The organism is Brucella sp. HL-2 (assembly GCF_025846885.2).
GTDB lineage: Bacteria > Pseudomonadota > Alphaproteobacteria > Rhizobiales > Rhizobiaceae > Brucella > Brucella quorumnocens.
In genome coordinates this window covers 1-15,553 of sequence record NZ_JAOYTK010000037.1, presented here as the reverse complement: position 1 = coordinate 15,553, position 15,553 = coordinate 1, and the positions used below count along the sequence as shown (strand labels likewise).

Genomic DNA, 15,553 nt, shown 5'->3' with positions numbered 1-15,553 from the left:
TTCATGTTTGCGGGTGGAACAGAGGCAACAGAAAATCGCATGACGCTTAAGCCCAACACATCGCGCAAGGCTGGCAAGCCGAGGGCCAATTCCAGCGAAAATTCGCTTGCGATTCCCATGCGTTATGGTGACGATCCCTACGTATGGGCCTGCTGGCTTTATTACGAAGACGGTCTGACGCAGAGCGAGATTGCCGATGTCATGGGCATTTCACGCGCGACCGTAAACAGCTATCTGGCCGAAGCACGTGAAAAGGGTATCGTCAATATTTCCATTGAAGGTGGGCGCCTTGAATCGCTGTCTATTGCTCAGGAACTAAAGCGCCATTTCGGGCTGACTGACTGCCTTATCATTCCCCACGACGACAATGCTCGGCCTTTGATCGATCGGTTGGGTGGAGCTGGTGCTCATGCGCTTAACAAGATCCTGAAATCAGGTGACACACTAGCTGTCGCCTGGGGCCGTACTGTGCTTTCGGTGGGTGAGCAGACCGCCATCGGTACTTTGCAGGATATGACGGTTGTGCAAGCGACGGGTGGGACGACTGCATCATTTCCTTATACGCCTGAACGTTGTGCGACCGTTCTTGCGGAAGCAGTCTCGGCGCGCTGCGTCAACATCATGGCGCCTGCGATGGTTCGTTCGCAGCAGACGCGGGATGTGATGCTGGATGAGCCATTGTTGCAGGAACAATTCGCCACGCTTGAGAATGCCAATCGTATTCTGTTTGGCGTCTCATCGCTTCGCTCCAATTCTACCATTCACACAAGCGGCTTTTTTGAATCCGTATCTCTGCAACAATATCTCGCAGCAGGTGCGGTTGGTGTCGTGGCAGGTCGTTTTATCGACGAGCGTGGGAAGCCGGTTGCGGGGCCACTTGATGAGCGGACCATAGGCATATCGCTCGGCAAATTACGCCAGATCCACACACGTATCGCGGTTGCGGGTGGATTTGACAAAGTGCCAGCGCTTCTGGCAGCCCTCCGCGGCGGTTTCATCAATGTGCTGGTCACGGATGCTGCGACGGGGCTTGGTATTTTGCGCGCTGATGGCGTTATTGACCTTGATGCGCGGCTTTCGCAGAAGCCTAAGACAAACCAGATTCCGGCAGCCTTTCGCGTGCGTGTAAAGAAACTTCTCAACAACCCCAATGAGGTGGTTGAGGAAATGCTTGATGGTGTTGTCCGCGCGCATGGAAAATTTCTGCGACCGATCGGCGGCTCCAATCGTGCGCTGGTCGCATGTGATGGCCCACGTCCCGGGAAGGTCGGCTTAGTGATTGGCGGAGGAGCAGGGCATGAGCCATGTTTCCTTGGCTATGTTGGTAAGGGACTGGCAGATGCAGTTGCTGTGGGTAACGTCTTCTCGTCTCCTCCACCAGATCCGATTGTTCAGTGCGCGCTTGCCGCTTCCAATGGCGAGGGCGTGCTCTTCGTCTATGGTAACTACGCAGGCGACGTCATGAACTTCGAGATGGCGGCCGAAATGGCCGAGGAGAAGGGCATCCGGATCAGGACCGTTCTGACCACCGACGATATTGCCTCATCGCCGATAGATGACAAGGACGGGCGGCGTGGTGTGGCAGGCAACTTCTTTGTCTTTAAAGTGGCAGGCGCTGCCTGCGACAAAGGACTTTCACTCGAAGCCTGCGAGATCGCGACACGCAAAGCCAATGCGCGCACTTACACCATAGGTGTGGCGCTGGAACCGGGCTCATTGCCGCAAACTGGTCGGCACAATTTCGAGATTGGTCCCGAAGACATGGAAATAGGCGTCGGCATTCATGGCGAGCCGGGCGTTTCGCGTGACCGCATCCGACAGGCTGATGAAATCGTCGACAGCATCATGGACAGGATTTTCAATGAAATGAAGGCTGTATCAGGTGATCGCGTCGCAGTCTTGGTCAATTCATTCGGAGCGACGCCGTTGATGGAACTCTATGTTCTTTATAGGCGCGTGGCACAGCGGCTTGAAGCGAAGAATATTCACATTGAAGCCAACTGGATCGGACACTATTGCACGTCTCTGGATATGGTTGGGGCGTCGATATCCATCATGCACCTTGATCAGGAATTGACGGATTTGTTGCTGCATCCTTGTGAAACGGCGAGCCTCAAAATCAGCTAAACGCTGTGTTTGAGTTCTATCGTTTCACTCTGCCTGAAAGTAAATTAGCATACGCCTTATGATGAGCGACGCGCGTTGCAGTTGTAAGGTTTGAGGAGAAAATCCATGTCGGAAACTGCTGCTCGTCGTCTTGCCCATATGTTTGATGCTGTTTCTGCAGCTATAGAAGCTGACCGTGATCGGCTGTCTGAACTCGACGGTGCAATCGGCGACGGCGATCATGGAACGACAATGGCACTGGGCTTTCAAACTGTGCGGAGCGAGTTGTCCAAGCTCAATCTGGATGACACAGATATTTCGACAGTTCTCAATACGGCAGCAACGGCCTTCATCAATGCGGTCGGCGCATCGACGGGGCCGCTTTATGCCACGGGTTTTCGTCGTGCAGCGCGAGCAACAGCAGGCCATAATGATCTCGATCTTGCCACTTCTGCGGCCATTATTGAAGCTATCGGGGTGGGTATTCGCGAGCGTGGTCACGGTCAACGTGGTGACAAGACAATGCTTGACGCTTGGTTGCCAGCCGCTGAGGCCGCTCAAGCGGCAGTCGCCGAAAATAGAAGTTCTACTGAATTCTGGGACAAGGTTGTGGCAGCTGCCACGGCTGGCGCCAATACGACCCGCTCGATGATTGCCACCAAGGGCCGTGCCGCGCGCTTGCGCGAACGCTCGCTCGGTCACATGGACCCCGGTGCGGCATCGACGGTCATCATTTTGCAGGCAATGGCCAGATCAGCAAAAAACTGATGACAGTTTTAAAGTTGAAAAAGCAGGCATGTGCTCGTCGAGCATCGTTCCGGCCTTTTGAACCTTATCAGTATCTGTTCGACGAGTGCCTCGATAAAAACCTGTCGAGTTCCCTTTGCTGTGGTGTTTGGCCGGTGAAGGCTTCTACATAATGTGGAATGCGCGCGAGACGCACCTCAGTTTCTTCCTGCGTCCGCATTGAAATAAAGCCGATCTGCACGAGATAGATCGTGCGTGCGCGAACATCTGCGATAGCTTTATCAAACCCGAAACGCTCAAACATGCGGGTCAGACCTTCAAGCCGAGAGGCGTCGGCTTCGCGCACCTCCTCCTCGACGTGTACAGATTGTAGAGCCCAGCTTCTAATGGCAAATTCGAACGCTGTATCAAACAAATCGCGGTTCAGCCAACAGTCAAAGACGTTCAAAACAGCTTCTTCGATGGTTTCCGCATAGGCGTCAGTCTGGCGCAAAAGGGCGCCCGTATTTTTATCGCGCCAGCGTGCGATGAGAGCGTCGAGCAGCTCTTCGCGATCTTTGAAGAACCAATAAAAACTCGTGCGCGAAATATCGAGTGTCTTTGCAAGCGGTAGAATGCGGACAGCGTCAACGCCGTTTTCAATCAGCGCATCATAGGCTGCCTGAAGCCATAAATCCGGCGAGCCGCGCCATCCTGCATCACTCGTTGTGACCTGTTCCATTGTTGAATTCTTACCAGACAACACTGGTTTGGCAAGAGCAATGTACATCTATGATTATTAAATTGACAGTTATGTACATTTATACTTAGCTCATAAAAAATCATAAAATGGGAACTTTTGATATGTCAGTCGATCCGCTGCTGCAGCCGCTTCAGATCAAGCATCTGACGCTTCGCAATCGCATCATGCTTACCTCTCATGAACCAGCCTATGCCGAAGATGGCATGCCCAAGGAGCGTTATCGTGCCTATCATGTCGAGCGTGCCAAAGCTGGCATCGCGTTGACGATGACGGCCGGTTCGGCAGCCGTTTCAAGGGATAGTCCGCCGGCGTTTAACAACGTGCTTGCTTATAAGGATGAGGTGGTGCCGTGGCTGCGCGATCTCGCTGATGAGTGCCATGAGCATGGCGCGGCAGTAATGATCCAGCTCACCCATCTTGGTCGTCGCACGCGTTGGGATAAGGGTGATTGGTTGCCTTCACTTTCCGCGACAAGCAAGCATGAGCCGGCTCATCGTGCCTATCCCAAGAAGGCCGAGGATTGGGATATTGAGCGTATTATCGGCAACTATGCCGACGCCGCAGAACGGATGAAGGCTGCGGGTCTCGATGGGCTGGAACTCGAAGCCTATGGTCATTTGCTGGACCAGTTCTGGTCGCCACTAACCAATGAGCTTGATGGCGATTATGGTGGCTCGCTAGATAATCGTATGCGCTTTTCGTTACAGGTATTGAATGCCATTCGGGAGCGTGTTGGTCCTGATTTTTTGATCGGCATTCGCTATGTTGCCGATGAAGTTCTCGAGGGTGGGCTGACGAAATCCGATGGTCTTGAGATATCGCGCAAGTTGAAGGAAAGCGGCCTTGTCGATTTTCTCAACGTTATTCGCGGGCATATCGAAACCGATGCCGGATTGACGGATGTTATCCCCATTCAGGGAATGCCAAGTGCACCACATCTTGATTTCGCGGGCGAAATTCGCGCAAGCACTGGAATGGCAACCTTTCATGCTGCGAAAATTCAGGATGTAGCTACAGCCCGTCATGCGATTGCATCTGGCAAGCTCGACATGGTGGGTATGACGCGGGCGCATATGACCGACCCGCATATCGTGCGCAAGATTATCGAAAAGCGGGAAGAGGAAATTCGCCCCTGTGTGGGTGCCAATTATTGTCTGGATCGCATCTATCAGGGTGGTTCTGCCTATTGCATTCATAATCCGTCGACAGGGCGTGAACTGACCATGCCGCATTTGGTGCAGAAAGCGGATCAAAGCCGTCGTGTCATCGTTGTTGGTGCTGGGCCAGCGGGTTTGGAAGTGGCTCGCGTGAGCGCTGAACGCGGTCACAGGGTTACGGTGTTTGAGGCTGCAAACCATCCTGGCGGACAGGTGCGACTAACGGCTCAAAGCCCGCGTCGTCGTGAAATGATGGGCATTATCGACTGGCGCATGGCTCAATGCGAAAAACTTGGCGTCGAATTCCATTTCAATACATGGGCAGAAGCCGATGTCGTACTGGGTGAAACACCCGATGTGGCCGTTATCGCCACAGGTGGCATGCCTGATGTGCAAATCCTGTGTGAGGGTAACGAATTAGCGGTTTCTGCCTGGGACATAATCTCAGGAGATGTGCGGCCGGGCGTAAATGTGCTGGTATTCGATGAAGCAGGTGATCATGCCGGGCTACAGGCTTCCGAGTTCATCGCGAACTCAGGTGGGAAAGTAGAGATCATGACCGCAGATCGCACCTTTGCGCCAGAGGTAATGGGCATGAATCTCGTGCCCTATATGCGCAGCCTGCAGAAAAAGAATGTGATATTTACTGTGGCCTATCGTCTGGAGGCAATCCGTCGAGACAATAACAGGTTGATGGCTCAGATTGGCAGCGACTATGGCGGTGTCAGTTTTGAGCGCGAATTTGACCAGATCGTTGTCAATGACGGTACAAGACCGATGGATGATCTGTATTTTGACCTTAAACCGCTTTCCCGGAACATGGGTGCAGTAGACTACGACGCGCTTATAGATAGAAGGTCGCAAAAACTGGTCAGAAACCCGGAAAGTGCCTTTGAACTCTATCGGATTGGTGATGCAGTTTCTGCGCGCAATACACATGCAGCAATTTATGACGGATTGCGGCTTGGCCAAGTGCTGTAGCCTGACATAAGGCGGCATTACTTCAGGTTATGACTGTGCGGATATTTTTTGTATTTGTAATCTGTTGGGTCGGAACTATCGTGACTAACCAAGGGAACACTGACGGCAAAAAAATATGAAACAGCCGTTAGAACAATAAATACTTCAGCACCTGCTGCAGGAATTCGAAATCTGCACGTCGCGGAATGATGGGACAATCGTGATGAACGATCAAAATGGGGAGTTTTCTTGTTGAACGCAATGCGGCCGACACTGGTGTCTGACACGGCGACTTCGACCGCTCTCTCACCAAAACTTATTCGCCTTGAAGGGCTTAGAAAGCATTTCGGCGCACATCGCGTTCTCGAAAATATCGATCTGGATGTTGCACAGGGCGAGGTCCTTGCAATCATCGGTCCCAGCGGTTCAGGTAAAAGTACGTTGTTGCGCTGCATCAATTATCTGGAGCAGCCAGACGGCGGCTTGATTACGGTTGGCAAGGTGAAGCTTGATGCCACGCAACAGCCACGTAAGGCCCAGCTGAAAGAGTTGCGTAACACGGTTGGGATGGTGTTCCAGTCGTTCAACTTATTTCCGCATATGAGCGTTCTACGCAATGTCAGCTTGCCGCAGGAGCGCGTGTTGGGACGTAGCCGTGCCGAGGCTGAAGAAAGGGCGCTTCAACTGCTGGAGCGTGTCGGACTTGCCGATAAAGCAACTCAATATCCGGGGCGTTGTTCTGGCGGACAGCAGCAGCGTATCGCGATTGCGCGCTCGCTGGCGCTTGATCCGCAGGTGATGCTGTTCGATGAGCCGACTTCCGCACTTGATCCTGAACTCGGCCTCGAAGTTTTGGCCGTGATGCGTGAATTGGCTGAAAGCGGCATGACCATGCTGGTTGTCACGCATGAAATGGGTTTTGCCGAAAATGTTTCGGACACTGTCATGATCATGGCCGACGGTAAGATCATAGAAAAAGGTGCGTCGAAAGAAATTATGCGCAATCCGCAAGAGGAGCGCACGAAGCGATTTCTTCGTGCGGTGCATGACAGATGACGGCAGACAATGTTCTTCTCATCCTGAGTGGCTTGCCCTGGACACTTGCTTTAACGCTAGGTTCGTTTGGGATCGGCTGTATTCTCGGTGTGCCATTACTGGCTGCACGCAGAGCCAGCTTCGCACCTATACGCTGGATTGCGGCGTTTCTCATTCAGATCGTGCGCGCTCTTCCGCCCATTCTGTGGCTCTTCATTATTTTCTTCGGCATCGGTATGGGCATCATGCCGATCAATCCTTTTGTCGCGGCGTTGATCGGCCTTGGCCTGATTGCATCAGCCAATATGGCTGAAATCTATCGCGGTGCGCTGACGTCACTCCATCATGGTCAGTGGGAGGCGGCAACGGCTCTCAATCTCGGCACCAGATTTACGCTGATCGACGTAGTGGCTCCGCAGGCATTTCGGGTCGCTCTGCCTTCGGCTGCGAGCTATCTGATAGGGCTGATGAAGGAAACGGCTGTCGCATCGACCATCGGCGTTGCTGATCTGGCTTTTCGCGGTAATCAGGTATCGCAGCTTACCTTCAAGGGCATTGAAGTTTTCGCGCTAGTTGGCCTGTTCTACATTTTCCTGAGCCTTCCGGTTGCGTGGTTGTCGCGTTCTGCTGACAGCTATTTGAGAGCAAAGGTGGCACGCTGATGTTTCCCACCCTGGATGAGTTTTACGAATGGATGCCAGCGCTTCTTGGTGGCCTGAAAATCAGTCTGCAGGTTGCCGCTTTAAGTCTCGCTATCGGCATTCCGCTTGGACTTGGTTTGGCGCTCGGTGTTGGTGCCAAGTCTCGTGCTGCGCGTTATGTAAGCCTGTTTCTGGTTGAAATTGGCCGTGGCGCGCCCGCATTGGTTCTTCTGCAGTTCATGTATTTCGGCCTGCCCTCAACAGGACTGACAATGACGTCTTTTGCGGCGGCGGTTGTAGCTCTGGCCTGGAATACCGGCGCCTATACGAGTGAAATCATCCGCGCCAGCCTGCAATCGATCCATCATGGTCAGCGGGAAGCGGCTGAAGCAATGGGTTTCAGTATGCTGGATGAGTTGCGCTTTGTTTTATTGCCACAGGCCCTGCGAGTAGCGCTGCCTGCGCTGTTGGGCTTTGCCATTCTGATCTTTCAGAGCACCTCGCTCTGTTTCACCATCGCGCTGCCAGAACTCGTGAGCAATGCCTATGAAATTGGCGCCAACACATTCCGCTATATGCCCGCGCTGATGTTGGCAGGGTTGCTCTATGCCACGATCTGCGTTCCGGCGGCATGGATCGTATCTTACGTGGAGAAGCGGTCATCCGCTTATGCCGCGCGATAATTCACAATGACAAAAGGGGAGTCGCACATGAATAACGGGATCATTCGCAAAAGTATTATCAGTGTTGCCATTCTGATGGGGCTGTCAGCAACAGCCTTAGCGCAGGATTGTAAGCCGAAGCATGAGTTCAAAACCATTACGCCAGGAACATTGACGATTGCCGTCACTACCTATGCGCCGCATTCATTCATGGATGAAAGCGGCAAAATGAGTGGGCTGGATGGCGACATCGCGACAGAATTCGCCAAACGCGAATGTCTGACATTGAAGCCTGTTGCGGTCGATCCGGCTGCGGCAATTCAGTATGTGCTGTCTGGTCAGGCCGATATTACCACCGGTGACTGGTATCGCACAGCCGAGCGCGCCAAGGTGATGAACCTTTCCTATCCGCTTTATAAGGATCAGATGGGCCTTTATTCCAAGGATGGGATCAAGACCGTCGAAGAACTGGTTGGCAAGAATGTCGGCACTGTTCAGGGCTATCTCTGGGTGACAGATACCAAAAAACTGCTGGGTGCCAATCTTCGGCTTTATCCGAATTCGGTGAACATGCACCAGGATCTTGCCTCCGGTCGTATTGATGTCGGTATCGACGGTTATTCGACAGGTGCTTATGCTGCCAAGAATGGCAACTTGAAAGACATCAAAGTTGAGATTGCGCAGCCTGATGATCGCATTCGAGCCACTAAGGAAGCGGCGCAAGCAAGCTTGCCTTACGCCAAAAGTGCAACGGATTTTGGCGCTGCGCTCGATGCGAATATCGAAGAGATGCACAAGGATGGCACGATTGCCAAAATCCTGAAATCCTATGGTCTTGATGAAAGCATTGGGGACACTGGCGCTCCGAAGCTTATCGAATAGTCGATAAGATTACGACTTCATGCAGCGGATTGCCGCTGCATCCACCTCAACCAAATTCATATCGGAGACTGCAACGATGACTGTTTACGCGGTCAGCCGAAACAGCCAGTCGTGGTATGGGGAACAGGTCGGCATCCTCATTCTGGATGCCGCCTATCCCTGCGTGCCCGGCAATGTCGGCAATGCGACTACATATAAATACCCGGTGCGTTATCAGGAGGTGCGCGGCGCGTCCATTGATCGTCTGCTGAACCAGCGTGATCCGGCGCTGCGCGAAGCTTTCGTGGAAGCGGCACTTGAGCTGCAAGGACGCGGTGTCAAAGCCATTACAGGTGCCTGTGGGTTCATGGCATATTTTCAGGAAGAGGTTGCCGAAGCTGTCGATATTCCGGTCTTTCTGTCGAGCCTGATGCAGATCCCATTCATGCATGCAGTGGCGCGTGGCACTGTAGGCGTTATTACTGCCAATGCAGAACGCCTGACACCCCGCCATTTCGCTGCGAGTGGCATCCCGGATACGATCCCGGTTGTGTTGGCTGGAATGGAAGATCAGGCCGAGTTTCGCGAAGCGATCCTTGAAGAAAAAGGAACTCTTGATTCAGCAGCAATCGAACACGAAGTTTGTGAAGTTGCCAAAAAACTGGTTCGCGATAATCCGGAAGTACGCTCCATTCTGCTCGAATGCAGTGATCTGCCACCCTATGCACATGCCGTGCAGAAGGTGACGGGTAGGCCAGTTTTCGATTTTATCTCAATGATCAATTATGTCCAGCAGACTGTTGCTTGTCGTCCCTATCAAGGCTTCATGTAATCCGCTTGATAAAGAGGAGCTTCCCGATGTCGCTTGATCACTATTTCCTCCTTGGCCGATCCGGGCTGCGCGTAAGCCGTCTTGCGCTCGGCGCGATGACGTTTGGCAATGGGGGCGTGAGAGGGATCGGCGGCTCTTGGGGCACAGATGAAGACAATGCCCGCACCATCTTCAATCGCTATCTGGAGGTGGGTGGCAATTTCATCGATACTGCGGACTCCTATGGCGCGGGTCTCAGCGAAACTCTGGTTGGCAAGTTCGTCACGGAAACTGCAAATCGTGATCAGGTAGTGATTGCGACCAAATATTCGAACAATCTGCAGCCCGGCAATGCCAATGCGGGTGGCAATAGTCGCAAGAACATGATGCGTGCTGTTGACCAGTCGCTGAAACGTCTGAAGACCGATTACATTGATCTTTATATGGTACACACATGGGACGGTATGACCCCTGTGGAAGAAGTGATGCGCGGCTTCGATGATCTGATACGCGCTGGTAAAATCCGTTATTGTGGCCTGTCCGATGTGCCGTCCTGGTATGCGGCGCGGGCGCAAACATGGGCGGAAGCACATGCACTTTCGCAACCGATCAGCCTGCAGCTGCCGTATTCGCTGGTCGAACGCAGCATTGAACAGGAATTTGTACCACTCGGACAGAATCTTGGAATGGGCACTACCGCCTGGAGTCCATTGGCTATGGGGCTTCTGTCTGGCAAATACCGTGCGGGCGGTGAGGGGCGTCTCAATCGCAATAATGCTGAGGGGTTAGGGCTCTTCACTGAGCGCAATATGCGTATCGTAGCTGCACTTTCTGAAGCGTCCGACGCTATGGGAAAATCAATGGCTCAGATCGCACTTAACTGGGTCGTCACTCAGCCCGGTATTGGCGCCGCTATCATCGGCGCAAGCAAGCTTACCCAGCTGGATGATAATCTCGGTGCGCTTGCGTTTACGATCCCCGACGAACTGCGCATGAAGTTGGATGAGGCAAGTGCGATCCAACCGACTTATCCGTACTCACTGTTTGTCCCAGATTATCAGGCGGGTATCCTCAATACGGGTGTTTCAGTTGGCGATAAGCCGCACGGTTATATGCCTTCGAAATTCGTACCCAAGGTCGGTGACTACGCTTTCGGCAAATCCACCAAAGACTCGTGAAATTTCAGAAAGAACAATCATGAATGACATGCCAGTCAAGGTGCGGCCCGTGGCCTGCATCGATCCTACACTTTTTGTTCTGACGCTGGATTGTGATGACAAGCCTGGTATCGTGGCGGCAATCACAACGGAACTTGCCGCAGTGGGGGGCAATATTGCCGAAAGCAATCAGTTCCGTGACAAGCTGACCAACCGCTTTTTCATGCGCATCGCTTTCACTGCTCCGCTTGGCATGTCACGCGATGCCATAGAGCACGCATTGAAGCCGGCCGGCGAACGATTTGGTATGAAATTCACGGTTGCTGACGCGGACCGCAAACCAAAGATCGTGCTTATGGTGTCGAAGTTCGACCATGCCATGTTGCATCTTCTCTATCAGATCAGGGTGGGTTGGCTGAATGCCGAGATTGTCGCGGTGGTGTCCAACCACGAAGATAGTCGAGAGACTGCCGAAAGCGCTCAAATTCCATATCATTATTGGGCCGTGAATAAAGATAACAAAGCTGAGCAAGAGGCGCGGTTGCTTGATCTCGTGCGGGAAAGCCAGGCTGATCTCGTTGTGCTCGCCCGCTATATGCAGGTGCTCTCAGATAATCTTTCGAACCGTCTGTTCGGCAAAATCATCAATATCCATCATTCGTTTTTGCCGTCCTTCAAGGGTGCCAAGCCGTATCATCAGGCATTCGAACGCGGCGTGAAACTGATTGGTGCGACCGCGCATTATGTAACACCAGACCTTGATGAAGGCCCTATCATCGAACAGGAAACCGAGCGGGTGACGCACTCCATGAGTGCTGAGGATTTTGTGGCAACGGGTCGCGATATCGAGAGTCGTGTTCTGGCGCGCGCGGTAAAGATGCATGCAGAAAACCGCGTTATGCTGAATGGGCATAAAACCGTTGTGTTTGCACAATAACCAAAGCGTTCCCAGCAAAAGTTCGAAGCGATTTTCGGGATAGGTTTTAAATGCCAAATTCGGCATCTGCGCCTTGTTCCAGCAACCAGTCGCGAAACAGTTCAGCGCCTCGTTTTGGTGGGCGCTGGGCTGGCATGACAAGATGAATAATATCGCCGGATCGGTTGAAAATATCGATTGCGGGGACGAGACGACCGGCAGCGATGTGGTCACGAACGAGATGCTTCCAGCCAAGTGCGATGCCCTGTCCAAATACTGCAGCTTCAATGGAACTAAGCGCGTCGGTGAAGACAAAGTCTTGCTCTATACGCGGGTTGGGCACACCGCTTCGTTCAAGCCATTCCCGCCATCCAAGCCGCGACCGATGCCGTTCCTCGAAATGCAATAATGTGTGGTTGAGGAGATCCTGCGGGGATTTGATTGCTCCGTGTTCTTCCAGATAGGACGGGCTGCAAACAAGCCATACTTCTTCGGTCACAAAAGGCCATGAATGGATGCCGGGCCACTTACCATTCCCTAGCCGGGCCGAAACGTCGATGTCTTCTTCAAGCATATCCTGATCGTCACGGCTGCTTTCCTCGATGCGAAGGGCCACATCGGGATGTTTTTCCTTGAAGCTTTTCAAACGCGGCAGCAACCAGAGCTGCACAAAAGACGACGAGAACGACACCCGAATAATGTCGCGCGAATGCTTCTTGCGCATGGAAGAGATGACCATGTGCAGATGATCGAACGCTTCCTGCGTTTCGCGATAAAGCCTTTGCCCCTCAGCTGTCAGCTCCAGACGACTGCGGTCGCGCCTGAAAAGCTTCAGACCGGTCGCTTCCTCTAACAATTTGATGGTCTTGCTCACCGCAGGCTGGCTGACGTTCAGCTCTTCTGCCGCCGCCGTGAAGCTTAGACGGCGAGCCGCCGCCTCAAACACGAAAAGATAGTTGGCAGAGGGGATCAGAGAGCGGAGTCTATGCATAATCTGAAGTTATACCTATGCGGATTTTTTATCAAGCTCACAGCGTCGAGAACCCTCTGTAATGTAATGCCAAACGGGACTGTCTGGCTGCTCAGTCTGATCGCTGGTCATCCCCACAAAATATGACATGGAAGGGAACTTGGAATGCAGACTCATGCACGCGCGGTGGTCATCGGGGGAGGGTGCGTTGGTGCCTCAATTCTATATGGTCTGGCAAAAAGAGGTTGGTCAGACGTCGTTCTGTTGGAACGTACCCAGCTTACCGCCGGTTCGACATGGCACGCCGCGGGCCTGATCCCTTCTTATGCACGTAACATCAATATCGGTCGAATGATCAACAAGTCGATCGAGATTTATGAAGGGTTGGAAGCTGAGACAGGACAACATGTTGGCTGGCACAAATGCGGACAGCTGCGCATTGCCAACACGCGTGACCGGCTTGACGAATATAAAAGCTATATGAGTGTCGCCGAGGTGCAGGGCATTCGGGCAGAACTCGTGTCTCCGACTCGTGCTCGTGAGTTATGGCCTTTGCTTGAAAACAATCCTGATATGCTTGGCGCGCTCTATCATCCTGACGATGGCCATATCGCGCCTGCTGACGTGACCATGGCGCTTGCCAAGGGTGCACGCGACAATGGTGCCAAGATTTACCTCAACACACAGGTAAATGGCTTCGAGCGTCTGCCGAGCGGCGAGTGGAAGGTGAAAACCAATAATGGTGACATCATCTGCGAGCACATCATTTCAGCCACCGGTAACTATGCTCGTCAGACCGGCGCGATGCTTGGGCTTGATATTCCGGCAATTCCGATTGTCCATCAGTACTGGATCACCGATGCCGTACCCGAAGTGATTGAGCGCAAGCGTCAGGGCTTGCCGGAAATGCCGATCCTGCGTGATGAAGGTTTTGAAGGCTACCTGCGCGAAGAGGGCGATGGCCTGATGTTTGGCCCTTATGAAAAGACCGAACATCTGAAGTTGTTTGCTGAAAACGGTGTGCCTGAGTGGTTTGGTGCCGATCTGCTGGAAGAGGATTTTGATTCCGTTTCGTGGAATTGGGAACGGGCGATGGAACTTGTGCCAACGCTTGGCCGCGTTGGCATTAAGGCCAATGTGCGCGGACCATTCCAGATGACAGCCGACGAGTTGCCGCTGGTCGGGCCTGCTTGGGGGTTGGATAATGTCTGGCTCGCAGAAGGTGTACCGGGCGGCATTTTGTGGGGTGGCGCTATCGGCTACTATCTCTCTGAGCGCATCGTTGAAGGAAGCAACAGTATCGATACGAGCGAACTCGACCCGCGCCGCTTCGGTGATTATGCCAACAAGAACTGGACACGTGAAAAGGTGCGAGAAGCATGGGGCACTCATGCGGATCAACATTATCCGGGTCAGGATATGCCTGCAGCGCGTCCGCAGAAGACTGCCCCGTCCTATGATCGGTTGACGGAACTGGGTGCGGTCTGGGGCTGCCTCAACGGCTGGGAAATGCCGAACTGGTTTGCACCGAAGGGCGTGGAAGCCAAGGATCAGTACAGCTGGCGTTGGACCGAAAAGGGCAAATATGTTGGCGAGGAAGTCGAAGCGGTGCGCAATGCGGTCGGCCTTGTTGAAATGACGCCGATGACCAAGTTTGAAGTCAGTGGTCCGGGCGCAGAAGCGTGGCTTGACAGTATTCTTGCTAATCGACTGCCGAAAGTGGGTCGTGTTAATCTCGCCCATCATCTGACGAAAACGGGCGGAGTGCAGGCAGAATATGTCGTAGCTCGCATGGATGATGACAACTTTTATATGATTTCCACACCGCGTGCCGAACGCTGGAATTTCGATGACCTGTCAAAGCTTCTGCCAAAAGACGGCAGCGTGAGCTTGCGCAACGTCACCAATGATCGTGGCTGTTTCACGATTGTTGGGCCGAAAGCCCGCGAGGTTCTGCAATCGCTGACAGAGATCGATCTGTCCAACGAGGCATTTCCGTGGTTTGGCATCAAGTCGGGAACGGTCGGGCTTGCCAGTGACGTGCGTCTGTTGCGCGTTAATTACGAAGGCGAACTCGGTTGGGAACTCTATCATCCGCTCGCTTATCAGCGGCATTTGCTGGAAGCATTGCTGGTTGCAGGTAAAGAGCATGGCTTGCGTCTCATCGGCCTGCATGCACTGGAGTCGCTGCGTCTCGATAAATCCTATCGTGCGATGTATCGCGACATGAATCCTGAGTTAAGTGCTTGGGAGAGCGGTCTAGAACGCTTTATCCGTCTCGACAAGGGCGATTTCATCGGTAAACAAGCCCTGCTTGAAGAAAAGGAGCTCGGTATCAAACAGCGTTCCGTGACGCTTGCCGTCGAAACAGATGGTGCCAGCACGCTGACCTCGGAAGGCGTGTATCATGACGGCAAGCTCGTCGGCCGTGTTACATCGGGCAGTTATTCGTACACTTTCAAACATGATATCGCGCTGGCGCTGCTACCTTTGGAACTGGGTGTGCCGGGAACTGAACTTGAGATCCCGGTTCTGGGTGAAATGCGCAAGGCTCGCGTGATTGAAGAGTCGCCTTACGATCCGGAAGCCAAGCGTGCACGCGTTTAACATGCAGATGACGCAAAACCATGTCTCTATTTGAATGAAAGGTTAGCCTTATGAAGGTAGTCGTCGCAGTAAAGCGGGTTGTAGATTACAACGTAAAGATCCGTGTTAAGGGTGATGGTTCGGGCGTTGAGCTATCGAACGTGAAGATGTCGATGAACCCTTTTGACGAGATTGCAGTTGA

Annotated in this window: 13 protein-coding genes and 1 pseudogene; 12 read left to right on the top strand and 2 right to left on the bottom strand. The window is 53.0% G+C overall.

All coding sequences use genetic code 11. The annotated features are described in order from the left end of the window. Positions 1 to 39 precede the first annotated feature (39 nt). Complete coding sequence (locus tag OIV19_RS22170; RefSeq protein WP_264233975.1) at positions 40 to 2,127, top strand: bifunctional sugar-binding transcriptional regulator/dihydroxyacetone kinase subunit DhaK; 2,088 nt, start codon at positions 40 to 42, stop codon at positions 2,125 to 2,127. 105 nt (positions 2,128 to 2,232) lie between these two features. Next, entirely contained in the window at positions 2,233 to 2,874 is a 642-nt protein-coding gene (gene dhaL, locus OIV19_RS22165; RefSeq protein WP_264233955.1) for a dihydroxyacetone kinase subunit DhaL, read from the top strand. 67 nt (positions 2,875 to 2,941) lie between these two features. Here the strand turns inward: dhaL and OIV19_RS22160 are convergent, their stop codons facing one another. Further along, positions 2,942 to 3,574 (bottom strand): TetR/AcrR family transcriptional regulator, encoded by a 633-nt coding sequence (locus OIV19_RS22160; protein ID WP_264233953.1) that lies wholly within the window; start codon positions 3,572 to 3,574, stop codon positions 2,942 to 2,944. 122 nt (positions 3,575 to 3,696) lie between these two features. Between OIV19_RS22160 and OIV19_RS22155 the strand changes: the two genes are divergently transcribed. The 8 genes from OIV19_RS22155 (at position 3,697) to purU (ending at position 11,816) form a co-directional block, all read left to right on the top strand. Further along, positions 3,697 to 5,733, top strand: coding sequence for an NADH:flavin oxidoreductase (locus tag OIV19_RS22155; protein WP_264233951.1), 2,037 nt, complete (start codon positions 3,697 to 3,699; stop codon positions 5,731 to 5,733). Positions 5,734 to 5,973: 240 nt separating this feature from the next. After that, positions 5,974 to 6,768, top strand: a complete 795-nt coding sequence (locus tag OIV19_RS22150) for an amino acid ABC transporter ATP-binding protein (RefSeq protein ID WP_264233974.1) — start codon at positions 5,974 to 5,976, stop codon at positions 6,766 to 6,768. After that, positions 6,765 to 7,409, top strand: coding sequence for an amino acid ABC transporter permease (locus tag OIV19_RS22145; protein ID WP_264233949.1), 645 nt, complete (start codon positions 6,765 to 6,767; stop codon positions 7,407 to 7,409). Before OIV19_RS22150 ends, OIV19_RS22145 begins: the two co-directional genes overlap by 4 nt. After that, on the top strand, positions 7,409 to 8,071 hold the full coding sequence (locus OIV19_RS22140) for an amino acid ABC transporter permease (RefSeq protein ID WP_151095827.1): 663 nt from the start codon (positions 7,409 to 7,411) through the stop codon (positions 8,069 to 8,071). The genes OIV19_RS22145 and OIV19_RS22140 overlap by 1 nt, the downstream gene beginning before the upstream one ends. 27 nt (positions 8,072 to 8,098) lie before the next feature. Then, on the top strand, positions 8,099 to 8,932 hold the full coding sequence (locus OIV19_RS22135) for an ABC transporter substrate-binding protein (RefSeq protein WP_264233948.1): 834 nt from the start codon (positions 8,099 to 8,101) through the stop codon (positions 8,930 to 8,932). 76 nt (positions 8,933 to 9,008) lie between these two features. Continuing rightward, on the top strand, positions 9,009 to 9,743 hold the full coding sequence (locus OIV19_RS22130; RefSeq protein WP_095445697.1) for an aspartate/glutamate racemase family protein: 735 nt from the start codon (positions 9,009 to 9,011) through the stop codon (positions 9,741 to 9,743). 26 nt (positions 9,744 to 9,769) lie between these two features. Then, on the top strand, positions 9,770 to 10,900 hold the full coding sequence (locus OIV19_RS22125; RefSeq protein WP_264233947.1) for an aldo/keto reductase: 1,131 nt from the start codon (positions 9,770 to 9,772) through the stop codon (positions 10,898 to 10,900). Between the two features lie 19 nt (positions 10,901 to 10,919). Further along, on the top strand, positions 10,920 to 11,816 hold the full coding sequence (gene purU / locus OIV19_RS22120) for a formyltetrahydrofolate deformylase (RefSeq protein WP_264233946.1): 897 nt from the start codon (positions 10,920 to 10,922) through the stop codon (positions 11,814 to 11,816). Positions 11,817 to 11,862: 46 nt separating this feature from the next. On the opposite strand, the gene OIV19_RS22115 is transcribed toward purU, so the two are convergent. Continuing rightward, entirely contained in the window at positions 11,863 to 12,786 is a 924-nt protein-coding gene (locus tag OIV19_RS22115) for a LysR substrate-binding domain-containing protein (protein ID WP_095444822.1), read from the bottom strand. Between the two features lie 144 nt (positions 12,787 to 12,930). Here OIV19_RS22115 and OIV19_RS22110 point away from each other — a divergent pair, with 144 nt between their 5' ends. Both OIV19_RS22110 and OIV19_RS22105 read left to right on the top strand, forming a co-directional pair. Beyond that, positions 12,931 to 15,372 (top strand): GcvT family protein, encoded by a 2,442-nt coding sequence (locus tag OIV19_RS22110; RefSeq protein WP_264233945.1) that lies wholly within the window; start codon positions 12,931 to 12,933, stop codon positions 15,370 to 15,372. Positions 15,373 to 15,422: 50 nt separating this feature from the next. Beyond that, a pseudogene (locus OIV19_RS22105) lies at positions 15,423 to 15,553 on the top strand (electron transfer flavoprotein subunit beta/FixA family protein); the annotation flags it as partial.